This window comes from Bacillus mobilis (assembly GCF_001884045.1).
GTDB classification, from domain to species: Bacteria; Bacillota; Bacilli; order Bacillales; family Bacillaceae_G; genus Bacillus_A; species Bacillus_A mobilis.
In genome coordinates this window covers 48456-71885 of the sequence record NZ_MACF01000025.1, presented here as the reverse complement: position 1 = coordinate 71885, position 23430 = coordinate 48456, and the positions used below count along the sequence as shown (strand labels likewise).

The 23430-nt window shown below is 36.7% G+C and carries 23 protein-coding genes and 3 other annotated features; of the genes, 8 read left to right on the top strand and 15 right to left on the bottom strand.

Annotation, left to right across the window (positions count from 1 at the left end):
• Window positions 1–163 precede the first annotated feature (163 nt).
• The 6 genes from brnQ6 to zapA all read right to left on the bottom strand — a co-directional run bounded on the left by brnQ6 (window position 164) and on the right by zapA (window position 7812).
• The gene (gene brnQ6 / locus BAQ44_RS02285) at window positions 164–1489 is read right to left on the bottom strand and encodes a branched-chain amino acid transport system II carrier protein BrnQ6 (protein ID WP_071720516.1); all 1326 of its coding nucleotides are present in this window, start codon (window positions 1487–1489) and stop codon (window positions 164–166) included.
• 114 nt (window positions 1490–1603) lie between these two features.
• Window positions 1604–1854 (bottom strand) — a binding site (T-box leader).
• 108 nt (window positions 1855–1962) lie between these two features.
• A complete protein-coding gene (locus BAQ44_RS02280; protein ID WP_071720514.1) occupies window positions 1963–2652 on the bottom strand; it encodes a 23S rRNA pseudouridine(2604) synthase RluF in 690 nt (229 codons plus the stop codon).
• A 195-nt stretch (window positions 2653–2847) separates the two neighbouring features.
• The gene (locus BAQ44_RS02275; RefSeq protein ID WP_000893711.1) at window positions 2848–5208 is read right to left on the bottom strand and encodes an endonuclease MutS2; all 2361 of its coding nucleotides are present in this window, start codon (window positions 5206–5208) and stop codon (window positions 2848–2850) included.
• 19 nt (window positions 5209–5227) lie between these two features.
• A complete protein-coding gene (gene polX / locus BAQ44_RS02270) occupies window positions 5228–6946 on the bottom strand; it encodes a DNA polymerase/3'-5' exonuclease PolX (protein ID WP_071720512.1) in 1719 nt (572 codons plus the stop codon).
• Between the two features lie 55 nt (window positions 6947–7001).
• Window positions 7002–7541, bottom strand: coding sequence for a CvpA family protein (locus BAQ44_RS02265; protein ID WP_000565411.1), 540 nt, complete (start codon window positions 7539–7541; stop codon window positions 7002–7004).
• Window position 7542: 1 nt separating this feature from the next.
• On the bottom strand, window positions 7543–7812 hold the full coding sequence (zapA, locus tag BAQ44_RS02260) for a cell division protein ZapA (RefSeq protein ID WP_000082701.1): 270 nt from the start codon (window positions 7810–7812) through the stop codon (window positions 7543–7545).
• Window positions 7813–7936: 124 nt separating this feature from the next.
• Between zapA and rnhC the strand changes: the two genes are divergently transcribed.
• From rnhC to BAQ44_RS02250, 3 genes are all read left to right on the top strand, one after another.
• Window positions 7937–8872, top strand: a complete 936-nt coding sequence (gene rnhC, locus BAQ44_RS02255) for a ribonuclease HIII (RefSeq protein ID WP_071720510.1) — start codon at window positions 7937–7939, stop codon at window positions 8870–8872.
• A 115-nt stretch (window positions 8873–8987) separates the two neighbouring features.
• Window positions 8988–9164 (top strand): hypothetical protein, encoded by a 177-nt coding sequence (locus tag BAQ44_RS30755; protein WP_161491742.1) that lies wholly within the window; start codon window positions 8988–8990, stop codon window positions 9162–9164.
• Between the two features lie 258 nt (window positions 9165–9422).
• Window positions 9423–9674 carry a hypothetical protein gene (locus BAQ44_RS02250; RefSeq protein WP_061677067.1) on the top strand — a complete coding sequence of 84 codons (252 nt, stop codon included), beginning with the start codon at window positions 9423–9425 and terminating at the stop codon, window positions 9672–9674.
• A gap of 44 nt (window positions 9675–9718) precedes the next feature.
• Here the strand turns inward: BAQ44_RS02250 and BAQ44_RS02245 are convergent, their stop codons facing one another.
• The 5 genes from BAQ44_RS02245 to BAQ44_RS02225 form a co-directional block, all read right to left on the bottom strand.
• Window positions 9719–9853, bottom strand: a complete 135-nt coding sequence (locus BAQ44_RS02245; protein ID WP_060486527.1) for a YuzL family protein — start codon at window positions 9851–9853, stop codon at window positions 9719–9721.
• Window positions 9854–9952: 99 nt separating this feature from the next.
• Complete coding sequence (gene asnS, locus BAQ44_RS02240) at window positions 9953–11344, bottom strand: asparagine--tRNA ligase (protein WP_071720508.1); 1392 nt, start codon at window positions 11342–11344, stop codon at window positions 9953–9955.
• A 52-nt stretch (window positions 11345–11396) separates the two neighbouring features.
• Window positions 11397–11648 (bottom strand) — a binding site (T-box leader).
• Window positions 11649–11782: 134 nt separating this feature from the next.
• Window positions 11783–14203 carry a phenylalanine--tRNA ligase subunit beta gene (gene pheT / locus BAQ44_RS02235; RefSeq protein ID WP_063262664.1) on the bottom strand — a complete coding sequence of 807 codons (2421 nt, stop codon included), beginning with the start codon at window positions 14201–14203 and terminating at the stop codon, window positions 11783–11785.
• An 18-nt stretch (window positions 14204–14221) separates the two neighbouring features.
• Window positions 14222–15256 carry a phenylalanine--tRNA ligase subunit alpha gene (gene pheS / locus BAQ44_RS02230; protein WP_000388217.1) on the bottom strand — a complete coding sequence of 345 codons (1035 nt, stop codon included), beginning with the start codon at window positions 15254–15256 and terminating at the stop codon, window positions 14222–14224.
• A gap of 43 nt (window positions 15257–15299) precedes the next feature.
• Window positions 15300–15528 (bottom strand) — a binding site (T-box leader).
• Window positions 15529–15576: 48 nt separating this feature from the next.
• Window positions 15577–16374 (bottom strand): TrmH family RNA methyltransferase, encoded by a 798-nt coding sequence (locus BAQ44_RS02225; RefSeq protein ID WP_071720506.1) that lies wholly within the window; start codon window positions 16372–16374, stop codon window positions 15577–15579.
• An 82-nt stretch (window positions 16375–16456) separates the two neighbouring features.
• Here BAQ44_RS02225 and sspI point away from each other — a divergent pair, with 82 nt between their 5' ends.
• The 3 genes from sspI (at window position 16457) to BAQ44_RS02210 (ending at window position 18254) form a co-directional block, all read left to right on the top strand.
• Window positions 16457–16666: a small acid-soluble spore protein SspI gene (gene sspI / locus BAQ44_RS02220; protein WP_000009509.1), complete on the top strand. Its 210-nt coding sequence runs from the start codon at window positions 16457–16459 to the stop codon at window positions 16664–16666.
• A 177-nt stretch (window positions 16667–16843) separates the two neighbouring features.
• Complete coding sequence (locus BAQ44_RS02215; RefSeq protein WP_061677062.1) at window positions 16844–17401, top strand: HD domain-containing protein; 558 nt, start codon at window positions 16844–16846, stop codon at window positions 17399–17401.
• Window positions 17402–17540: 139 nt separating this feature from the next.
• A complete protein-coding gene (locus tag BAQ44_RS02210; protein WP_071720504.1) occupies window positions 17541–18254 on the top strand; it encodes a CPBP family intramembrane glutamic endopeptidase in 714 nt (237 codons plus the stop codon).
• Window positions 18255–18281: 27 nt separating this feature from the next.
• On the opposite strand, the gene BAQ44_RS02205 is transcribed toward BAQ44_RS02210, so the two are convergent.
• Together BAQ44_RS02205 and BAQ44_RS02200 are read right to left on the bottom strand one after the other, a co-directional pair.
• On the bottom strand, window positions 18282–19310 hold the full coding sequence (locus BAQ44_RS02205) for a DUF4179 domain-containing protein (RefSeq protein ID WP_071720502.1): 1029 nt from the start codon (window positions 19308–19310) through the stop codon (window positions 18282–18284).
• A 21-nt stretch (window positions 19311–19331) separates the two neighbouring features.
• Entirely contained in the window at window positions 19332–19874 is a 543-nt protein-coding gene (locus tag BAQ44_RS02200) for a sigma-70 family RNA polymerase sigma factor (protein ID WP_071720500.1), read from the bottom strand.
• A 145-nt stretch (window positions 19875–20019) separates the two neighbouring features.
• Between BAQ44_RS02200 and BAQ44_RS02195 the strand changes: the two genes are divergently transcribed.
• Together BAQ44_RS02195 and BAQ44_RS02190 are read left to right on the top strand one after the other, a co-directional pair.
• Complete coding sequence (locus BAQ44_RS02195) at window positions 20020–20391, top strand: DNA-binding protein (protein WP_071720498.1); 372 nt, start codon at window positions 20020–20022, stop codon at window positions 20389–20391.
• 38 nt (window positions 20392–20429) lie between these two features.
• Window positions 20430–20786 (top strand): ammonia permease, encoded by a 357-nt coding sequence (locus tag BAQ44_RS02190; protein WP_071720496.1) that lies wholly within the window; start codon window positions 20430–20432, stop codon window positions 20784–20786.
• A 21-nt stretch (window positions 20787–20807) separates the two neighbouring features.
• Here the strand turns inward: BAQ44_RS02190 and BAQ44_RS02185 are convergent, their stop codons facing one another.
• Window positions 20808–22607, bottom strand: coding sequence for a DHA2 family efflux MFS transporter permease subunit (locus tag BAQ44_RS02185; protein WP_063262657.1), 1800 nt, complete (start codon window positions 22605–22607; stop codon window positions 20808–20810).
• A 12-nt stretch (window positions 22608–22619) separates the two neighbouring features.
• Window positions 22620–23273: an HlyD family secretion protein gene (locus tag BAQ44_RS02180; RefSeq protein ID WP_016080108.1), complete on the bottom strand. Its 654-nt coding sequence runs from the start codon at window positions 23271–23273 to the stop codon at window positions 22620–22622.
• Window positions 23274–23430: the final 157 nt, after the last annotated feature.

Genomic DNA, 23430 nt, shown 5'->3' with positions numbered 1-23430 from the left:
ACTCCTCACTTCCTTCCAATATTTCCACAACTAAGTCAATCTTAGCCTAATGCTAATTTTTTTGTCAACTATATTACGTATAAATTTTTTAATATCTAAATTTCCCTATATGTAATTTTTTCTACAAAAAAAGAGACTTTCTTTCACAGAAAGCCTCTTTTCTCTATTTTTCTACAGCAACTTCTTGCTTTTGAAACAAAGAAATGACATATCCAATTACAATACCTACTAGAGCAGGAACTAACCAACCGATCCCTACACTGTATAACGGAATTTTATTTAAGACAGGTGCTAATGCCTCAATTTGAAGATTCGCGTTGTGCAATCCATCGAAAAAGCTGATCATGAATGCTCCTACAATACCACCCACATACATTACTAAAGGAAGACGAATATAGTTTTCAACAAGTGATAATATAATTAGCACGATACCAATTGGGTAAATCGCTATTAAAATTGGTAATGCTAATGCATTTAACTGAGTTAACCCAAGATTCGCTACCATAAATGCTAATACACAGAAAATGAAAACGACTTTTTGATAAGAAAGCTTTGGTAATAAGGAAGAAAAATATTCCCCACAAGCTGCAACAATACCTACAGAAGTTGTTAAACATGCTGCTGTAATTGCGATTCCTAGTAATAGAGTGCCGTAGCTACCAAATAAATGATTTACAACGTTTGTTAAAATAATTCCTCCATTTGCTCCCATTCCAAGAGAAACACTAGAAGCTCCAAGGTAAGCAAGCGCTAAATAAACAAGAAGTAATCCGAGCGCTGCAATAAATCCTGCAAAGATTGTTACTTTTGCAATGCTGTTCTTATTTGTAACACCTTTTGCTTTTAACGAATTAATAACAACATTTCCGAATACAAGTGCTGCAAGTCCATCTAAAGTTAAATATCCATCAATAAACCCTTTAAAGAGCGGAGCACTATATGCTTCTGTCGGTGCACCAAATTCTCCAATTGGTGTAATAAGTGCTTTCACTACAATAATTGCAATAACAGCTAATAAAATCGGAGTTAATACTTTACCGATACGGCCCACTAATTTCGATGGGTTTAAAGCTAAATAGAAAGTTACGGCAAAGAAAATGAATGTAAAGATAACAAGTGGATACGATTGACCAGCTATCTCACTTGGTAAAAACGGTGCAACACTCATTTCATAAGCAACAGTTCCTGTACGTGGAACACTTACGAATACGCCTAAACATAAATAAATTGCAGTGATAAAAACAAGTGCGAATACAGGGTGTACACGTCCCGCTAGCTCATTAATATCTCCCTTTAGAGCGATAACGATAACTCCTAATAAAGGCAACCCAACACCTGTTACGATGAAACCAAACAACGCAATCCATACATCTGTTCCAGCACCTTGTCCTAACGCTGGCGGAAAAATCATATTACCTGCACCAAAAAATAGTGCAAATAACATTAAACTTATTGCAAACATCTCAGAAAACTTTAAAGATGATTTCATTTCTACTAACCTCCTAAATGATTTATTAACAAAATATTCTGAATCAAAATCCGTCATATGTCCCCTTTCAAGCATACTTCCCCGTAAAAGAACGCAAAAAACACCCGTCCCTAACAAAGGGACGAGTGTTGAAATCGTGGTTCCACCCTTATTCTAATAAAATGAATTTATAACAAAATAAGCTCATTTTATAGCTCGTGTAAATTGATAACGGTTTTATCCGCCAAGAATTACAATGCATCATGCAGTTCACTCTTGAAGTTTAGAGGTGGTAAGTTTGTCTTTCCGTATTAGGAAGCTCACAGCCTAGGCTCCCCTCTCTGAGAATCGTCAAAAACAACTCATGTCCTCATCATTACTTTTATAAAATATCTTGTCGAAACTTGTTGTTTTTTATTATATGGGCTATTTTTTAAAAAATCAATAGTTTTATTTTTTCTGACAAAAAAATATAGGGAGAAAATTTTCCCTCCCTATAACTGCCCTATTAATATTTGTAATTCCTCAGCTGTAACGCTACGCCATTTTCCCACTTCTAGATTATCTAGCTCTATATTCATAATGCGAATTCGCTTTAGCTTAGTTACAGTAAACCCGAAAGCACGACTCATCCTACGAATTTGTCTGTTCATTCCTTGTGTTAAAACGATCCGAAATGTAGATTGATCCACTCTCGTCACTTTACATGGCTTCGTCATTCCATCTTTAATCTTTACACCGCTGGACATCTCATTAATAAACCAATCTGTAAACGGCTTATCGACAGTAACAACATATTCTTTCTCGTGCTCATGATCACCATGTAAAATTTGATTCGCAATCCCGCCGTCATTCGTTAATAAAATAAGTCCTTCCGACGCTTTATCTAATCGTCCAACAGGAAAGATACGCTCTGGATAATTAATATAATCAATAATATTATCTTCAATATGATCGGCTGCTGTACAAGTAATGCCAACTGGTTTATGAAAGGCGATATACACCTTTTCCTTCTCTTCTTTGGCAATAACCAGTCCATCAATCGTTACAACATCACCATCACTCACGAGTGCACCGTGCTTACAAATTTCACCGTTAATAGCTACGCTTCCTGCTTTAATAAGGCGGTCTGTTTCGCGTCTTGAGCAAGATTTTGCTGCGCTTATGTATTGGTTGATTTTCATATTTTATTCCTTTTCATATATATTAAAAGCGTCAATCTATGGCAATATCATTATGCCTCGATTGACGCTCGTTTACTTCGCAAAAACAACTAAATAAATAACCCCAATCACCAAAAATATTCCACAACAAGCTAACAATACTTTTGCAAGTTTGTCCATAAACATATAATGGTTTCCCCTTTGTTTCGTTGTTTGCTATTTTAATTCGACAACTGTTACGCCTAGGCCTCCCTCGCCCATGTCACCGTAACGGTAATTCTTCACACCGCGATGCTTCTTCAAATAATCTTGTACACCTTGGCGAAGTGCTCCTGTTCCTTTACCGTGAATGATTGATACACGAGGATAGCTTGCAAGCTGTGCATCGTCTAAATATTTTTCAACGCGCATCATTGCATCTTCATAACGTTCACCGCGAAGATCAAGTTCCAATGAAACGTGGTAATCTCTACCCTTCACACTTGCAACTGCTTTTTTCTCAGTTTGCTTCGGTGTATTAATGTATTCCATATTGGATTCTTTCACTTTCATCTTCAGAATACCAATTTGTACGCTCCACTCTGTATCACTTACCTTTTCAAGTAATTGACCTTTTTGACCGAACGTTAATACTTTTACTTCATCGCCTGCACGTAATTGTTGTTTTGGCGCTGTGTTTTTCACGTTTACTTTTTGTTTCTTCACAAGCTCTGGTGCTGCGCCTTCTAGACGGCTCTTCGCTTCAATTAGCTCATGGTCTTTCACGTTTATAAGCTGTGCTTTACGCAATTGACGAAGTTCTTGAATAATGCCTTCTGCTTCTTTCTTTGCAGCTTCGACTTTTTCTTCCCCTTCTTTTTGCGCTTTTAATAATTTTTCATCGCGCTCATCATTAAATTCAATAATTTGACGCTGTAATTCGCGATGTAGTTTTTCAGATTGCTTACGAAGTGCTTCTGCTTCGTTCCAGTCACGCTCTGCATTCTTTTGACTTTCTTCTAACTTCGCAATCATATTTTCAATTTTGTTTGTATCTGTACTAATGTGGTTACGAGCTTGATCAATCACACGATCAGATAAGCCAAGGCGCTTCGAAATTTCGAAAGCATTACTACGTCCTGGTACACCGATTAATAATTTATACGTTGGGCTTAACGTGTTCACGTCGAACTCAACGCTCGCATTAATAACTTGCTCACGGTTATATCCGTATGCTTTTAATTCTGGATAATGCGTCGTAGCAACAACGCGAGCACCACGATTACATACTTCATCTAAAATTGAAATTGCTAATGCAGCCCCTTCTTGCGGGTCTGTTCCAGCACCTAATTCATCGAATAAAACTAAGCTTTCGAAATCAGCTTTTTCTAAAATATCAACAATGTTCACCATATGTGAGGAGAACGTACTTAAACTTTGTTCAATCGATTGCTCATCACCAATATCAGCAAAAATGTTTTTAAATACACAAATCTCTGACTCATCCATTACTGGAATATGAAGACCAGATTGCGCCATTAATACACAAATACCAACTGTTTTCAGCGTAACTGTTTTACCACCTGTATTCGGTCCTGTAATAACAATTGTCGTGAAATCTTTACCTAACATAATGTTATTCGGCACGATAATTTCTGGATCAATAAGCGGATGGCGCGCTTGTCTTAAATCCATATAACGCTCGTTATTTACGATTGGCTTCGTTGCTTTAATACGCTTCGCATAAAAAGCTTTCGCAAAAATGAAGTCAAGATTCGCAACTACTTCTACGTTAGATAAAACGATATCCGCTTCTACTGCCACTTCTTCTGTTAACATCAATAAGATGCGTTCAATTTCTTGTTTTTCTTTCACTCGTGCTTCTTGAAGCGCGTTATTTAATTCTACAATGACTTGCGGTTCAATAAATAACGTTTGCCCAGAAGCTGATTGATCGTGAACAATACCGCCATATACGCCTCGGTATTCTTGTTTTACTGGGATTACGTAACGTTCGTTACGTATCGTTACAATCGCGTCAGATAGCATCTTTTGCGCGTTTGAAGAACGCGTCATATTTTCTAACTTTTCACGAATACGGCTTTCTGCAGTACGAATTTGAGTACGAATACCACGCAGTTTATCACTTGCGCTATCGACTACTTCTCCGCCGTCACCAATGCAATTTGTAATTTTCTTTTCTAAATCATATAAAGATACAATTTGAGCGACATGAGTTGCTAAAATTGGCAACTCGACACCATTATCAACCATATCTTCAATGAAACGTTTCATATTGCGACTACCATACATCGTATTGGCAATATCAAGTAGTTCATTTGGGCTTAACATACTTCCAATCTTTGCACGCTTCACATTTGAGCGAATATCCGTAATACCACCTAATGGTGCATTACCTTTTAAACGAATGACTTTTGCTGCTTCATCCGTTGTATCTTGCATTTCTACAATTTCTTCAAAATCAGTGCTCGGCACTAAATGCTTCACTTTGTCACGACCAAGTGAAGAGGCTGTATGTTCAAGTAATTGTTCTTTTACTTTATTATATTCTAATACACGCAACGTTCTTTCTAACATGTTGCAGGTCCCCCTTGTGTTACTTATTACGTTTAATATAGTCTAATAAACGTTCAATATCCCACGTGTTAATCACGTTATCTTTTTGAATCCAACCTTTACGTGCTGCCGCTACACCTGTTTCCATATCTTCTAACATTTCAAGTGTATGAGCATCCGTATTAATCGCTACTTTTACACCAGCATCTTGTGCTTGTTTTAATAATTTCGCGCTTAAATCTAGACGGTTTGGATTCGCATTTAATTCTAAAACTGTATTTGTTTCTTTTGCGAGTTCAATTAATAAATCTGTATCCACATCATAGCCTGCGCGACGTCCAAGAAGACGTCCTGTCGGATGAGCAATCATTGTGACATGCTTATTCTCTAGCGCAGTGCGAAGACGTTTCATAATCGTTTCACGGTCTTGTGAGAAGCTAGAGTGAATCGCTCCAATAACATAATCTAATTCTGCTAATACTTCATCATCAAAATCAAGTGTTGCATCCGGTAAAATATCCATTTCAATTCCGCGTAAAATTGTAATGTCTGGATACTTTTCATTCATGCGTTCAATTTCTTTCGCTTGTTCACGAAGGCGCTCTTTCGTTAAACCGTTCGCTACTTTTAAGTATTGTGAATGGTCGGTAATCGCCATAAACTTATATCCACGAGCACGACATGCCTGTACCATTTCCTCAATTGAAAAAGCACCGTCACTCCATGTTGTATGCATATGTAAATCACCTTGTATATCAGAGAATTGAATTAAGTTTGGATACTCTTTAATTAATTCAATTTCTTTTCCATCTTCACGCACTTCTGGCGGGATAAATGGAAGACCGAAATGAGCGAAGAACTCCTCTTCTGTTTCAAATGTTCTCACTTCACCTGTTTCTAAGTTTTCTACACCGTACTCACTAATTTTCTCGCCTCTATCTTTCGCGATTTGACGCATTTTTACGTTATGGTCTTTTGATCCTGTGAAATGGTGAAGAGTTGTAATAAATTCTTCTGGTTGTACTAAACGGAAATCAATTGAAATATCATATTCATATTGAAGACGAACAGAAACTTTCGTATCTCCACTTGCGATTACCTCAATCATATTATCAAATTGCAGTAAATGCTCACGTACTGCAGCTGGTTCTGTCGTTGCAATGATAAAGTCTAAATCTTTCACTGTTTCACGAACACGGCGCAAACTACCAGCGCGAGAGAAACGAATTACTTCAGCAATATTCGACAATTTCTCCTCTATTTCCCCGGCAATAGGCAATACCATTGCGATTGGTAAACGCTCTGGACGAGATCCTACTTGATCGATTGCTTCTAATATTTTCTCTTCTGTTTTCTTACCGAAACCTGCTAAAGCTTGTACTTTATTTTCCTCACAAACCGCTTTTAGCGATTCCATATCAACAACACCAAGTTCTTTATATAACTTAGCTACCTTTTTACCACCAAGGCCTGGCAATTTTAATAATGGTAATAAACTACTTGGCACTTCTTGTTCAAGCTCTTGTAACACTTCAGATGTTCCCGATTCTATATATTCTTGAATAACTGCTGCTGTTCCTTTTCCAATGCCCGGAATCTTAGTGAAATCTTCAATCTCAGAAAGACTACGATCATCACTTTCTAGTGCTGCTGCCGCTTTACGAAATGCAGATATTTTAAATGGATTCGCGCCCTTTAGTTCCATAAACAGGCCGATTGTCTCTAATAATTTAATAACTTGTTTTTTATTTACTTTCATCATTACCCCGCCTTTCTTTCATAGAAAAAAACTCCTCTTTCCGAAAAAAGAGAAGTTATACTCTGCTACCTGTCTGCCATAGTTCCTTCACCTTTTCAGAGAGAATCGGTGTATCGTCTACAATTATTTTGCTAATTGATGATTTTTGTAATGGTGTTTGTATTTGTTCAATCGGAAGGATGTTTCCAACGATAATTAAAACAAACAAAATAATATATACTTCTAAAAATCCGAGGATTGCCCCCGCAAACGCATTGACTTGCTTTAAAACCGGTATTTCTGCAAACATATTTAACAAATTACCAAGTAATGAAAGTGCAATTTTTGTAATAATAAACAATATGATAAACGCAAGTGCTTGATAAAATACTGTCTCAATATTATTTGCATCAATCCATTCTGGAACAGATACGTTTTTATCAAATGGATACGGAATAAATTTCGCAAGTGCTGGCGCTAAATCTTTACAGTACCAGTATGCAACAAGGTATGCGATAATAAAGCTTGTTAACTTTACAAGTTGCAGAATAAACCCTCTGCGTAAGCCGAGGAAAAATCCCATAACAAGCAGTAAAATGATAATAATATCAATCATGTTATTCCATTCCTTTTTTTGTCATACTTTCTTTCAATTTCTCATGTTCTTCTTTTAATTTTATGTAATCGTGTATGACGTTTACCGCCGTCAATACCGCTAGTCTACTCGTGTCAAGCGAAGGATTCTTGGCATTGAGTTCGCGCATTTTATCATCCACAATCGCTGCTACCATGCGGATATGACTTGTACTTTCATCGCCAACAACTGAATATTGTTGACCATAGATTTCTACATTAATTCGACTTTTCTTTCCCTTTTGTTGTGACAACTCACCGGCCTCCAATCACGTACAGAATCCTAAAGTTTATCATACCATGAACCATCATATTATGGAAACAGAAAGAACAATCCGATATGATAAAAATAACAATATAAAAAAAGGAGCGACCATCTTGTCAAATTCTATCGTAATACAAACAAGTTCTACAGTAATTGAAGACATGAAACAACAATATAAACAATCGCTTAGCCCGAAAATTCCACAAGGCGGGATCTTCATGGCAAAGGTGCCATCTTGCACGATTACAGCTTATAAATCTGGAAAAGTAATGTTCCAAGGAGGACGTGCTGAAGCAGAAGCTTCTCGTTGGCAATCTGTCTCTCAAACACCGAAAACAGCTGTAAAAAAATCTGTCGATTCACACCGTTATGCACCGCCTGCTTCCATTGGTACAATGTCCATCGTAGGGTCAGATGAAGTTGGTACTGGTGATTTCTTCGGACCGATGACAGTAGTTGCTGTATATGTGGATGCGAAGCAAATCCCACTTTTAAAAGAACTTGGTGTAAAAGACTCTAAAAACTTAAATGACGATCAAATTTCTGCCATTGCGAAACAACTTCTACACGTTGTTCCTTACAGCTCTCTTGTCCTTCATAACGAAAAATATAACGAGCTATTTAATAAAGGAAACAACCAAGGTAAGTTAAAAGCTTTGCTACATAATAAAGCTATTACAAACTTATTAACAAAAATCGCACCTACAAAACCTGAAGGCGTCTTAATCGATCAATTCACACAACCTGATACATACTACAAATATTTAGCAAAACAAAAACAGGTACAGCGTGAAAATGTTTACTTCGCAACGAAAGGTGAAAGCGTTCATTTAGCAGTAGCCGCTGCTTCTATTTTAGCTCGTTACTCATTCGTAAAACAGTTTGATGAACTAAGCAAAAAAGCTGGTATGCCACTTCCAAAAGGTGCTGGTAAACAAGTTGATATCGCCGCTGCTAAATTAATTCAAAAACTTGGTGAAGAAAGATTACCTGAGTTTGCGAAAATGCATTTCGCTAATAGGGAGAAGGCGCTTCGCTTATTAAAATAGTATCGACAAAAACAGGAGCCTACAAACTCCTGTTTTTGTTTCACTCTACTATTGTCCTTATAATTTTGTTACAATTAAAATATACAGATTATTCTAACACAGGAGAGGATTCCCATTGCTACTTCTACAAATGATTCTAAATATTTTACTAGGTGATCCACACGAAAGACAGTTTCAAATTAGAGAAAGCATTCAACTACTAAGTGAGCAACGAGCGTTCAACGATTTAATAGAGCGTTATGGCCGGTCTTTCTTATTAAACTTTCGGATTCGAAGATTTATCCCGCTTTAATGGACAGTAAGACCCCCACCTCAAATTTCAGCGAAAGCAAAGAAGTTAGGTGGGGGATCAACTGTCCATAAAAGTCCGATTGGTTCAACTAATAATCAGTGGGGGATGAAGAAAACCCCCACTGATTAAAGTTTCACTTTATCAGGAAACACGATGCCCGCTTGTTAATACATAATCCAGCAAAACTACAACACTTCTGTGAGGAACTTGAATGTATGATTAGAAGAAAAAGATTATTTACATAGGGAGGGAAATCATATGAACGCTTTAAAGGTTAAAAAGTTATTATATGTTTTCGTACATCTCGTTGGTCCGCTTTCTTACCTCACTATTTCTACCATTTGGGGAGCTTTTTTCACTACTAAATCCACATTCGAAAATATATCTGATAATCTTGGTGTGATGGCCATCTACTACGTGCTCATGAGCTTACTATGGTTTTTCTATTTAGATCGATTAGACAAAGATGTAGATAAGATTACAAAAGAGATTAATGATAATAAGGTGTAATACATATAAAAAAAGGAGAGCCGCCAAGACTCTCCTTTTTTATGTTAACTTCTTTTCTGCTTCTTATTTGATGAAGATACTTTATGAGAACCTGTTTCATGTGCCGTCGTTCCTTGTCCTTCTACTTCTGGAGAACCAAGGCTTGATCTTGAATGATCTTTTTTTACTTTTTTACTCATTTATATTCACCCCTTCGCGTTACTTTTTGCTACGGGAGAATAAACTATACAATATACAAAATAAAAAGCGAGAGGAATTCCTCTCGCTTTTTTCATATCTTAAAACTCAGAAGAACCTGGAGTTCTTGGGAATGGAATTACGTCACGGATGTTAGCCATACCAGTGATGTACATTAGGAAGCGCTCGAAACCTAGACCGAATCCAGCGTGTTTTGTACCGCCGTATTTTCTAAGTTCTAAGTACCACCAGTAGTCCTCTTCGTTCATACCTAGTTCTTTAATTCTATCTACTAAAACGTCCATTCTTTCTTCACGTTGACTTCCGCCGATTAATTCGCCGATGCCAGGAACTAGAAGGTCAGTAGCAGCTACTGTTTTTCCATCTTCATTCATACGCATGTAGAACGCTTTAATGTCTTTTGGATAGTCAGTTACGAATACAGGACGTTTGAAGATTTCTTCTGATAAGTATCTTTCGTGCTCTGTTTGTAAGTCAATACCCCATTCTACTGGGTATTTGAAGTCAGCACCTGACTCTTGAAGCACTTTAATTGCTTCTGTATATGTGATACGACCGAAGTCAGAGTTGATTACGTTGTTCATGCGCTCTAGAACTGTTTTATCAACGAAGCTGTTGAAGAATTCCATTTCTTCTGGTGCATGCTCTAGTACGTACTTCATTGCATATTTCAGCATATCTTCTGTAAGATCCATTACATCGCCTAATTCAGCGAATGCAATCTCCGGCTCAACCATCCAGAACTCAGCAGCGTGGCGAGTTGTGTTTGAGTTTTCCGCACGGAATGTAGGTCCGAATGTGTATACGTCACGGAATGCTAATGCATAAGCTTCAGCGTTCAGCTGTCCACTTACTGTTAAGTTTGTTTCTTTGCCGAAGAAGTCTTTTGATTCATCAACTTGTCCGTCTTCGCCTTTTGATACGTTGTTTAAATCTTGCGTTGTTACGCGGAACATTTCGCCTGCACCTTCTGTATCACTACCAGTGATGATCGGTGTGTGAACATGTACGAATCCACGCTCTTGGAAGAACTGGTGAATCGCAAATGCTGCGACAGAACGTACACGGAACGTTGCAGAGAATGCATTTGTTCTTGGACGTAAGTGAGCGATTGTACGTAAGTATTCAAACGTGTGACGTTTCTTTTGAAGTGGGTAATCAGAATCTGATAATCCCTCGATATCAATTTTTTCTGCTTTAATTTCAAATGGTTGCTTCGCTCCAGGCGTTGCAATTACTTTACCTTCTACTTTAACTGAAGAGCTAAGTGGAAGTTTTGCAATTTCTTTGAAGTTTTCTAACTCTGTATCGAAAACGATTTGAACGCTTTTGAAGAAGCTACCGTCGTTTAATTCGATGAAACCAAATGCTTTTGAATCACGTAAGTTACGAATCCACCCTGATACTTGTACTGTTTGACCTGCGTATTTATCTGTATCTCTATACAGACTTTTTACTAATGTGTTTTCCATAGTGAAATTCTCCTTTGCTGATATATTTAAATACAAAAAAACCTTTCATCCATAAAGGGACGAAAGGTTAAACTTCGCGGTACCACCCAATTTGTCATAAAGACCAACTTTAACTCGTATGTAATACATACTTCCCGGTTTGTAACAGGCCGGATTCCCGTCTAAGTCTACTCTTGAATACAAGATTCAATTTCGGTTAGCAACTCCAAGGTGTTCTTCACATATACCGCCTCATCAGGCTCTCACCGTCCCTGACTCGCTTTGGATTATAGTATATACTACTTTTCCTTATCATCGTCTTTCATTTTGTTAAACTAAAATTAATGTACTACATTCGAGAGAAAGATGCAAGATGCCTTAATATTTATCGGCGATTTTTATCATATATCGACAATCATGTCATAAAAAAATTGCCGGAATTAATCCGGCAATTTCTCATTACTTACGTAACTCCGCACCAAATTTCTCTTCTACCGTTGTTAATACACGGTTATGTGCTTCTGTTACTTCTTCATCTGTTAACGTACGTTCTGCATCGAAGTAAGTCATAGAGAATGCAAGTGATTTCTTGCCTTCTTCCATTTTTTCACCTTCGTATAAGTCGAATAGTGTTACGTCTTTCAGAAGTTGTCCGCCAGCTTCAGCAATGACTTGCTTCATTTCACCAGCTTTTGTTTCTTTTGTTACGACAACAGCCATATCACGTGTCATAGATGGGAAACGTGGAATTGCTGCGTAGTAAGTTTCTTCTGCGTCTGCACCAAATACTTTTACAAGAGATAGTTCGAATACGAATGTATTTTTCACATCTAATTGTTTTTCTGCTTCTGGGTGCAATTGACCGATGAAACCAATTACTTCGCCATCTAATACGATGTCAGCTGTACGACCTGGGTGCATACCTTCACGTTTTGCTGGTGCATAAGTGATTTGATTTGAAACGCCAAGTACGTCGAATAATCCTTCTAGTACACCTTTCACAACGAAGAAGTCTACTACTTTCTTCTCACCTTGCCATGCATGGTGAAGAGCAAGACCTGTCATAACACCTGCAAGATGTTGTTCTTCTTTCGGAAGTTCTCCTGCTTCTGTTGGTAAGAAGATAGAACCTACTTCGTATAAAGCAACGCTATCGTTTTTACGTGCAACGTTGTATGAAACTGCTTCTAACAATTGTGGCACTAAGCTTAAACGAAGTTGGCTGCGCTCTTCACTCATTGGAAGTGCAAGATTTACAGGCGCCTTTTCGTTTAGCTCAACCATATATTGTTTCGCTTTGTCAGCACTTGTTAATGAATACGTGATTGCTTCATATAAACCAGCACCTTCTAAGAAGCGACGTACTTTACGACGTTTCGTTTGTGCTGATGTTAATTTACCACGAGTCATTGTTCCAGACGGTAATGTAACTGGAATGTGGTCATAACCGTATAGGCGACCCACTTCTTCTACTAAGTCTTCTGAAATTGTAATATCAGGACGACGTGCTGGTACATTCACATGGAATGTTCCTTCTACTTCTGTGAATGGGAATTTTAAGTTTGTAAACATTGTACCCATTTCACTTGCAGAAATATTTGTACCTAATACACGGTTTACTTTTTCAGCAGTAACAGATACTGTACGCTCTTGTACTTGTAAGTTATCAGCTTCTACTACACCTTCAAGTGCTTCTCCGCCAGCGTATTTCGCCATTAAAGCAGCTGCGTGTTGAATTGCTTCAAATGTACGTGTTGGATCGATTCCTTTTTCAAAACGTGCACTTGATTCACTACGAAGACCTAAGTCTTTTGATGTACGGCGTACTGTTTGACCTGCAAAGTATGCAGACTCGATTAAAACGTTCACTGTCTCATTTGTAACTTCAGAATCCGCTCCGCCCATTACACCAGCAACAGCTAAAGCTTTTGTTCCGTTTGTAATTACAAGGTGGTGTTCTTGTAATGTACGCTCTTGATCATCTAACGTTTCAATTTTTTCGCCTTCTTTTGCAAGACGAACAACGATTTCTTTTGAACCTAATTTATCGTAATCGAATGCATGTAACGGTTGACCGTATTCCATTAAAATGTAGTTTGTAATATCAACTACATTGCTAATTGGACGAATGCCAGCTGCCATAAGGCGCGTTTGCATCCACATTGGTGATGGACCAATTTTTACGTTCTTCACCATTTTTGCAATATATAATGGGTTTTCTTCTTTCGCTTCTACACTTACAGAAATGTAATCAGAAGTTTTTTCTGCTGCTTCTTGTAAGCTGATAGCTGGAAGTTTTACTTCACGGCCATAAATAGCAGCGACTTCATATGCAACACCTAACATGTTTAAGCAATCTGCACGGTTTGGTGTTAAACCAAGCTCAAGTACTTCATCGTGTAAGTTTAAAATTTCAAGTGCATCTGCACCAACTTCAGCGTCACTTGGGAAGATGAAGATACCATCTGCATATTCTTTTGAAACTAACTTTCCATCAATACCAAGCTCTTGAAGAGCACAAACCATACCGTGAGAAGCTTCACCACGTAGTTTTGCTTTTTTAATTTTAAAGTTACCAGGAAGTACAGCGCCAACTTTTGCAACTGGTACTTTTAAACCTTTTGCAATGTTAGCAGCTCCACAAATAATTTGAACTGGTTCTTCTTCACCGATATCGATTAAGCATTTGTTTAATTTATCAGCTTCTGGGTGTTTTTCACATTCTAATACGTGACCAACTACAACACCTTTTACACCTTTATTTAATACTTCAACACCTTCTACTTCAATACCACTTTTCGTGATTTTGTCTGCTAGTTCTTGTGCTGTTACATCTTTAATATCTACATACTCTTGTAACCAACGATATGATACGAACATACTTATCCTCTCCTTCCCTTACGCTCGTTTGAATTGTTGTAAGAAACGTACATCATTTGTATAGAAATGACGAATGTCATCTACGCCGTATTTCAACATTGCGATACGCTCTGCGCCCATACCGAATGCGAAACCTTGATATTCTTTTGAATCATAACCAGCCATTTCAAGTACGTTCGGATGAACCATACCTGCGCCTAAAATTTCGATCCAGCCAGTTCCTTTACAAGTGCCGCAACCTTTGCCGTGACACATCATACAAGAAATATCCATCTCTACAGATGGCTCTGTGAATGGGAAGAAACTTGGACGAAGACGGATTTCACGGTCTTCACCGAACATCTTTTTCACGAATACTTGTAGTGTACCTTTTAAGTCACTCATACGAATGTTTTTATCAATTACAAGACCTTCAATTTGCATGAACTGGTGTGAATGCGTCGCATCATCGTCATCGCGGCGATACACTTTACCAGGACAAATAATTTTAATCGGGCCTTTTTCTTTATTATTTTCCATCGTACGTGCTTGCACAGAAGATGTATGTGTACGTAGTAACGTTTCTTCTGTAATGTAGAATGTATCTTGCATATCACGCGCTGGGTGATCTTTCGGTAAGTTTAATGCTTCGAAGTTGTAGTAGTCTTTTTCTACTTCTGTTCCTTCAGCTACTTCATAACCCATACCGATGAATACATCTTCAATTTGTTCAACAACAGCTGTTAACGGATGGTGACAACCTGTTTCAACAGGACGACCTGGTAGTGTAACATCAATTGTTTCAGTAGCTAATTTCGCTTCAATGACTGCTTTTTCTAAGTTACCAATTTTGTCATCTAGACGCGTTTGAATCGCTTCACGTACTTCATTTACTAATGCTCCCATACGTGGACGCTCTTCTGCTGATAATTTTCCCATGCCACGTAACACTTCTGTAATTGGACCTTTTTTTCCTAAGTACGCTACGCGTACGTCGTTTAAGCCTTTTAGCTCTTTCGCTTCTTCAATAAGCTCTAACGCTTTTTGCTTTAGCTCTTTTAAACGTGCTTCCATTTGGAACCCTCCTAATTTTAAAAATAAAAAAACCCCGCTCCCAAAAAGGGACGAGGTAAATTCGCGGTACCACCCTAAATTGACAGAACAAGTCTGCCCACTCATTAGTTATAACGATCAATTCTGACCGGAACGCCTTTACATATATATGGTCCTGGCGTCAACTCCAGAGGTGAATTCACTTCCGTCTACCATAAGAATGCTTTCAGTCTAAGGCATTCTCTCCCTATATGGCGATTTTGTAAGTTACTCTTCTCTATCAACGTTTTTCGTTATTTAACTTTTAATATAATATACTTCAACTTATTATAAGAAGTTTTTTATTTGTTCGCAACTGGGCTTTGCAAATAATACGTTAAAATCCCTGCTGCAACCGCAACATTTAATGATTCTGCCCCGCCGTAAATCGGAATATACAAGTTTTGATCCGTTTTCGCAAGAATTTCTTGGCTTACGCCGCTTCCTTCATTTCCTACAATTAATGCAAAACTACCAGCTGGTGTTACTTCAACGTGCGGAACTCCATTTTCAAGAGCTGTTCCATATACAGGAACGTTGTTTTCTTTTAACTTGTCTACCCATTCTTCTAAGTTACCTTTTACAACTGGTAAATGGAAAATAGAACCTTGTGTAGAGCGAAGCACTTTACTATTATATGCATCAACGCATCCTTCTCCAAGCACAACGGCATGAATACCAGCTGCATCAGCTGTACGAATAATTGTCCCTAAGTTACCTGGGTCTTGAAGGCCATCTAATAAAAGAAACTTCCCATCAGCAAGAGCTACTTCACTCTCGTGTTTCTCACAAACAGCAAATACGCCTTGCGTCGTTTCTGTTTCGCGAAGTATTTTTACGATTGCTTCAGGTACGATATACATTTCCACATCATTAACTGTCCAATCTTTCGGAAGATCTGTCTGATCAGAAACGATAAGTTCTGTTACAACTCCTGCTTTTAAAGCTTCCTCGACTAAGTGGAATCCTTCTACAAAAAATAAACCTTTTTTATCGCGCTCTTTTTTCGTCTGCAGCTTTTTCCACTGCTTTACACGCGGGTTTTGTACTGAATCAATGTTTTTCATAATATGTATTTCCCTCTCTTCTTGTCTTATCATTATAGCCTATTTTTCATACATATTTACATAAAAAAGAACAAAAACTAACGTCAGTTTCAATTCTGAAGAAGAGGTGAAAGCAATGAGTTTTAATTTACGTGGTGCTGTATTAGCAAATGTATCTGGAAATTCACAAGATCAATTGCAAGAAACAATTGTCGATGCGATTCAAAGCGGTGAAGAAAAAATGCTTCCAGGTCTTGGTGTTTTATTCGAAGTCATTTGGAAAAATGCTGATGAAAATGAAAAGCACGAAATGTTAGAAACATTAGAGCAAGGACTAAAAAAATAAGCAATTTGAAAATCACCTTCGCATAAGCTAAGGTGATTTTTTCACGAAAAATTTTTTTCTTCTCCTAAACATTTCTACTTTACTAACGCTACCCCAATGGAGTACAATGTTCAAAATACATTTAAACCGATCGATTTTTCTTCATATACATCATTAGATAAAAGGAGTGAATGTTTTATGCAACGTATTACGCTTGAACAAGTTTTTAAACACCACATTACACAAAAATATGTGAACCGTTCTGGAATGGTCCACGCGATTGCTGTCGCTTACCATGCGTTTCACTTAGCGAAAAAGCATCATGCCTCAGTCGATGCTGCAACAAAAGCTGGTTTCCTTCATGATATCGGACATCACACATGGTACAGTGAGGGAGAATGGGACTATGACTTGTATAAAAAGAATGATATCCATGCGATTAAAGGAGCAGAAAGAGCTCATAAATTACTTATTAGATTAGGAGAACATCCGAAACTAGCAAAAGAAATTTCTATCGCGATTCTTCTTCATACAGATTCTTTCTTAGTACAGCAAGAAATTGAAAGAACATCTCTTCAAAACATTATTAAATGGGCAGACGAAGCAGATGAAGAACCGGGCGGAGCGCACCATTATAGAACGATTTCTTATGAAAAAGCATTAAAAGCTATTCAGCAATTAGACCGATTGGTAGAACGCGAATTGCAAATAGAGCAACAAAAATCTAATAATAAAGCAGAACATAGTTATCAATAAGAAAGAGGCATCACTATAGGGTGATACCTCTTTTATTATTTTATGGAAAATACACCTTTGTATGTAATATTTAAATATTACATACAAAAACAAAATACCTTATAATTAAATATATAAATATAAAGAGGTGATTTTATAAATGCAATCCGCTACACAACTTTCTAATGAACAGAAATTCTCTATGTCATGGGGACAATTTATTAGCTCCGTTTTATTCGCTTTTTTCGGAACCGGACTTATTACTGTGTTCCTCGCAATGCCCTTAACAATTTATACAGCAGGGCTTACAGATAAAAAACAAATTGCCCTGTATGAATCGATCGTAAATACTGCAAGTATCGTATTACAACTAGCCGTGTTGTTATTCTTCATTTTTAAATTCCAACCCGCAAAAAAATTACTACTACAATCATTTAACTTTAAAGCACTTAAAGAATGGCGTACATACGTATACTTACTTCTTTTCTTCGCTATAAACATTATACTCAACTACATCTTGTTAAATTATATGTTCCAAGACGCAACAAAGCAGCAATCTTCCGCATTAAACTTAGACGTTTTTAAGCAGTATCAAATATTATTACTTCTCGGTTTCGCAATACTTACACCAATTTTTGAAGAGCTTATTTTCCGTGGCTTTATACTTCGCTTCTTCTCAGAACGCTTTCCATTTTGGATTGCAGCCATCATAACAAGTTTCTTCTTCGGTATCGCTCATACATACTCACTTGGCGTAATGGTCATTACTTTCTTCATGGGATTATTAATGGCTATTTTGTGTAAAAAAACAAAATCCATTATTCCAGCTATGTTATTTCATATTATGAATAATGTGTTGGCATTCTTGAGTTAAAAAGAGGTATCATCGCGATACCTCTTTCTACTCTTTTATCACAACTTCAAACTCTTCTTCCGTTAACACTTTTCGATAATCCATTTTCCTTTCTCCTTCTTCACCAGAAGTTAGGACAGGTGTCAGTACAATTTTCGTTACACTGTCTTCTAGTTTTTCAAAACGCCAATAACTATTTTTCGATAGTGTATGTCCTGAAACCAGTTTTAGCTCTTTCCCATCTTGATCTTTCCCGATAAATGTTACATCTAACTTTGTTCCATTCAACATCTTATAGTTCAATTTTATAGATATAGGGGAAACTTTTAAATTTTCCACTTCTATTTTTTGACCATTTTCTAATTTAAAATGCTTATAGATTGGGATTGTTTTCGTTTCAGCTTTTAATTTATCTCCAGATGCTTTAAAAGAAAATCCCCATTCTCCTTTTATTGAGGTTTTACCTTTTAACGGCATAAGTCTTCTATATACAATTTGTATATCTAGTTCCCCATCCAATTCCATTAGATTCATTTGTGAATCTTTCAAATCTGTAGTAGTAAAAAATGTGTATGTATAATCGTTTACTTTTTGATTACCTCCACCACCACTACCATTTAACTCTTTTCCATTTATATAGACATCTGGGTGCGGTAAAAAAATATCTCCTAGATTAACACTGTTAGACTTAAACGTACTATTAACAATAATCTGCCCTTCATCTATCATCACTTCATCTAACCGCACTTCTACACCGTTATCATAAACTGTTTGCCCTATTGTCGTTGTATATTCTTTTAAAGGTTCTCCTCTACTGTTTACGTAGTCTTCCATTTTACTTCCAATTAACGGTATATCCGCAATCATCCTTCTCATATCTACAGTCATCATCATCATAAATAATACGGCAGCCGATGTTACAATCGCTACATTCCGTTTCGTATGAACTTTGTTCTTGTTTATTTTTTTACGAACTCGCTTTTTTATTTTCTGTTTCTCTATGTGAGTTAAGTTAACCCCTTCATATTCATTCTCATCCATTTTTATATCATTTAACATTTCATATGGATCTTTCATTTTCTTCACCTCTTTTCTTATTTATTTCATCCGGTTATGTAAAAATAATGACCTTAACTTCTTCCGTCCTCTCGATAGACGATTGTATATAAAAGAAGTTTTCACTCCCATTTTCTCTGCAATATTTTCTACACTGTCTTCTTCCACGTAATGCTTCATAAAGATTTCTTTATCATTCTTCTTTAAATGATCTAATATATGATCCATATCATTACTAATTTCATTTTTAGTCGTATCGGTATGCACCGCTATTTCACCTATTTGATCTAACCCTTTTTCATTTACTGTTTTCGCATATTTCCTCGCATAATCGATAGATTTATATTTTGTAATAGCTGCGATCCAATTTTTTAAAGTATTCTTCTCTTCATCATACTTTTCAATATGATTCCAAATCGCCAATAACACATCATCCATACATTCTTCTTGTACATCTTGAAACGAAGCTAGATGCTTCTGAATAATACTTTTTATAAGTCCACCGTACTGGTCGATAATAAAGTATAATGCTTTTTCATTCCTTTTCCTTAGCTGCATTGCAACGTTCTCTTCTGTAATTTTCATATGCACCCTCCTCTCTAACGTTCTCTATATCTATTAATTCGTATCATCACTTCTCATTTCTATCAATTTATACATATTTATTAATAATATCCAAAATAAACCTCATGTAGTAAAATATAACTGATTACATAGAAGGAGATTATATATGTTGAGCTTACTTTGGGTTGTTTATATGCCACTCCTTGTGTTATGTGGATTTTTCGGTGGTATTTTCTTAATTGTTACTAGCATGAAACATCGTAAATTATTTGTCGGTTTAATGGGGCTACTTAGCTTTTCCTTTGTCACACTACCTTTTGTTTTTTGGGGCATGGGAGTGGAGAGCAATACAATCATCCCTATTTCAACTACTTTATATTGGATTCTGTTTTCTTTAACTGGATTATTGGCAGGGTTAAGTGGATTACAAACAAAAATTAAAAGTATACGTAATATGGGATTCATTATTTTTATCGCTGGTATATTAGGGGTTATCTTCTGGTTACTCATGACTGTAGGTGATTCATACTATATATAATATTTTTTAGAAACGCATAAATCGGAGGTAATACAGAAGTGTTTGGAATATTAACTTGGATGATTTTAGCTCTTACTTTGATGATATGCCATTTCATCGTTGGCATTTTTTTAATTATTGCTGGCATTAAATGTCGTAAATCACTTACTATTATAGCTGGTTTGATTAGCATATCGCTTATCTTTGTTCCTATCATTTGCATAGGTTATGGAATGGATTTAGAGGGAATTGTTCCAATTTCAGGAACTTTATATTGGAGTTTTTTCTCTTTAGCTGGACTATTAGCTATTATAAGCGGAAGGCAAATATCAAGTATTCGTTCTATGGGAACAATTTTGTTTATAACAGGTCTGTGCTCCGTAACTGGTTATCATTTTTTATATCTCACTCTTTAAAAAGACAAAAAAGCAGGGAAATTAATTCCCTGCTTTTCTATTTGGTTTATTGCCTGATGGTAAGAAGAACGATAATACCCAAGCAATACCTGCGAGTATCGTTGCAATTAAGAAGGCATCGTTAATACCGTTAATTGCCGATAACTTCGAAATTTGTCCAAATAATAGTTGCGTGCTCATCGCATCTCCTGCTTGAGCCGATCCAGCTAAGGCTGCTAAACTTTGCCCCATACCGTGTACTTTATCAACTAAAATTGGATTTGACGTTGTTAACATGTTGCCGTAATCTGCTACGTGAGCAGTCGTTTGTTGCGTCATAAGTGTAATTAATATCGCTGTTCCAATTGAACCAGCTACTTGTCTTGACGTATTTTGCGTTGCTGTACCGTGAGAAATTAATTTCATTGGCAATGCATTCATACCAGCTGTCATAATTGGCATCATAATGAATGACATACCAATTGAACGTATAATATAATCCGTCATAATAACGCTATATGGTGTATCCATCGATAACGTTGTGAATTTATATGTCGCAAACGTTGTAATGGCTAATCCAACAATCGCTAACGGACGAATACCATATTTATCAAATAGTTTACCTGCAATAGGTCCCATGATACCCATAATTAATGATCCTGGTAGTAATAATAAACCTGATTCAATCGGCGTAAAGCCGCGAATGTTTTGCAGATATACTGGAAGTAATAACATACCTCCGAATAATGCCATTGTAACGATTGCGTTAATTACTAAAGTAAAAGTAAATACCGGATATTTAAATACTTGTAAATCAAGCATTTTATTGTCTGTTGTTAACTCTCTCCAAATAAATAACGCTAAACCAATTACACCGATAACAAGTGAAATAACAACTTCGGCACTAGTCCAACTATTATTTCCAGCTTCACTAAATCCATACAGTAAGCTACCTAGTCCAATACTTGAACTAATTACACCAAATACATCTAATTTCGTATTAGACACCGGCTGAGCTAGTGTAAAGAATTTTAAAGATAGGAACGTAATAATTAAACCAATTACAAACATTCCGTAGAACATTAAGTTCCAGCTATAGTTTTCAATAACCCAGCCTGTTACAGTTGGTCCGATAGCTGGCGCTAAAATCATTGCAACGCCTAGTAATCCCATCGCTGCTCCGCGCTTATTAGGCGGGAATAATGTCATAAAGATATTCATACCAACCGGCATTAAAATACCTGCACCGACCGCTTGAATAACACGACCTGTCATCATCATTGTGAAGTTTCCTGATGTAGCACAAATAATAGATCCTACCGTGAAGAATAACATGGCTGCTACAAATAATTTACGGTACGTAAATCGTGAAACTAAAAAGGCACTAATCGGTACTAAAATACCATTTACAAGCATGAAGCCTGTAATTAACCATTGCGCTGTTGATGTTGACACATTAAATTCGTTCATTAACGGAGGCAATGCAACGTTAATGATCGTTTGGTTTAAAATAGAAACGAACATACCAAGAATTAATACTGTTACAACTGCTTTTACATTTACATTCTCTATAGGCATAGACGTTTGTTTTTTCGGCATTTCTTTTTCTTGTTTTACTTCTTCTTGCTTGCCTGTTTCTAATTCAACTACATTAGAAATTTCTACTTCTTGCTTTTGTTCTATTTCTTTCTCTTCTGTTTCTACTTTACTTACTTCTATTTTACTTACGGCTGGGACTTGTTCTTCTCCCACGTTCGTTTTTTTCTTTCGTAAAAGACGATTTACAAGGAAGAAGACGATTATACAAAATAGTGCATATCCTACAATTGCAATTGAGGACATCTCATCTCCCCCTTACTTATGAATACGAACTGACACATTCATTCCAGGAACAATATTTACTGATTTACTATGGTCTAAAGAAATTTTAACTGGTACAACTTGCTTTACTTTTGTATAGTTCGCTGTTGCGTTACTTGATGGTAACATTGAGAATGTATTTGCTGTTGTTAATCCAACTTGTTCTACTTTCCCTGTTAACGTTGTATCTGGGTATGCATCTACATACACATCTACTGTTTGACCTTTTTGAACATCGTCAATCACTGTTTCTTCAATGTTTGCTGTTACCCATAAATTGTTCATATCAAATGCATAAGCAATTGGGCTACCCGCTCCAACGAAAGCATTTGTCGTTGCGTTTGATTGTACAACTGTTGCATTTTGCGGAATTGTTACATCTACTGTTTGTTCTCCATTTGCTGCCGCTACAGTAACCGCACCTAATTTATCGTTTTCATTGTAGTTCTTACCTACTTCAGCTTTCCAGTCCGTTAATTTACCTGCTACTGGTGAAGCAACCGGAATTACCTTTCCATCAATTTTTGCATTGTCTGTTTTTAAGTAATTTTCCGTTTGGTTGTAATAGTAGTAACCGCCAATACCGCCGCCAACTAGTACAATTAATGTGATAATGTTGATAATTACCATTCTTCGAAACTGATTCATTGCATTCCTCTCCTTATATCGCATATAATTTTTTTCTAAACTATTTACGTCCTTATTGTTTAGACTGTTTAATTGTTAATTATATTAACTTTTAAACAAAAAAATCACACCATCTGCGGTGTAAATCGAAATTTATCTACCTGCGAGCGGTGCTGAT

Coding starts and splice junctions, on each gene's coding strand:
- brnQ6 (WP_071720516.1), bottom strand. CDS start 1,489: ATGAAATCATCTTTAAAGTTTTCTGAGATGTTTGCAATAAGTTTAATG.
- BAQ44_RS02280 (WP_071720514.1), bottom strand. CDS start 2,652: ATGAAAATCAACCAATACATAAGCGCAGCAAAATCTTGCTCAAGACGC.
- BAQ44_RS02275 (WP_000893711.1), bottom strand. CDS start 5,208: ATGTTAGAAAGAACGTTGCGTGTATTAGAATATAATAAAGTAAAAGAA.
- polX (WP_071720512.1), bottom strand. CDS start 6,946: ATGAAAGTAAATAAAAAACAAGTTATTAAATTATTAGAGACAATCGGC.
- BAQ44_RS02265 (WP_000565411.1), bottom strand. CDS start 7,541: ATGATTGATATTATTATCATTTTACTGCTTGTTATGGGATTTTTCCTC.
- BAQ44_RS02250 (WP_061677067.1), top strand. CDS start 9,423: ATGAACGCTTTAAAGGTTAAAAAGTTATTATATGTTTTCGTACATCTC.
- BAQ44_RS02245 (WP_060486527.1), bottom strand. CDS start 9,853: ATGAGTAAAAAAGTAAAAAAAGATCATTCAAGATCAAGCCTTGGTTCT.
- asnS (WP_071720508.1), bottom strand. CDS start 11,344: ATGGAAAACACATTAGTAAAAAGTCTGTATAGAGATACAGATAAATAC.
- pheT (WP_063262664.1), bottom strand. CDS start 14,203: ATGTTCGTATCATATCGTTGGTTACAAGAGTATGTAGATATTAAAGAT.
- pheS (WP_000388217.1), bottom strand. CDS start 15,256: ATGGAAGCACGTTTAAAAGAGCTAAAGCAAAAAGCGTTAGAGCTTATT.
- BAQ44_RS02225 (WP_071720506.1), bottom strand. CDS start 16,374: ATGATAAGACAAGAAGAGAGGGAAATACATATTATGAAAAACATTGAT.
- sspI (WP_000009509.1), top strand. CDS start 16,457: ATGAGTTTTAATTTACGTGGTGCTGTATTAGCAAATGTATCTGGAAAT.
- BAQ44_RS02215 (WP_061677062.1), top strand. CDS start 16,844: ATGCAACGTATTACGCTTGAACAAGTTTTTAAACACCACATTACACAA.
- BAQ44_RS02210 (WP_071720504.1), top strand. CDS start 17,541: ATGCAATCCGCTACACAACTTTCTAATGAACAGAAATTCTCTATGTCA.
- BAQ44_RS02205 (WP_071720502.1), bottom strand. CDS start 19,310: ATGAAAGATCCATATGAAATGTTAAATGATATAAAAATGGATGAGAAT.
- BAQ44_RS02200 (WP_071720500.1), bottom strand. CDS start 19,874: ATGAAAATTACAGAAGAGAACGTTGCAATGCAGCTAAGGAAAAGGAAT.
- BAQ44_RS02195 (WP_071720498.1), top strand. CDS start 20,020: ATGTTGAGCTTACTTTGGGTTGTTTATATGCCACTCCTTGTGTTATGT.
- BAQ44_RS02185 (WP_063262657.1), bottom strand. CDS start 22,607: ATGTCCTCAATTGCAATTGTAGGATATGCACTATTTTGTATAATCGTC.
- BAQ44_RS02180 (WP_016080108.1), bottom strand. CDS start 23,273: ATGAATCAGTTTCGAAGAATGGTAATTATCAACATTATCACATTAATT.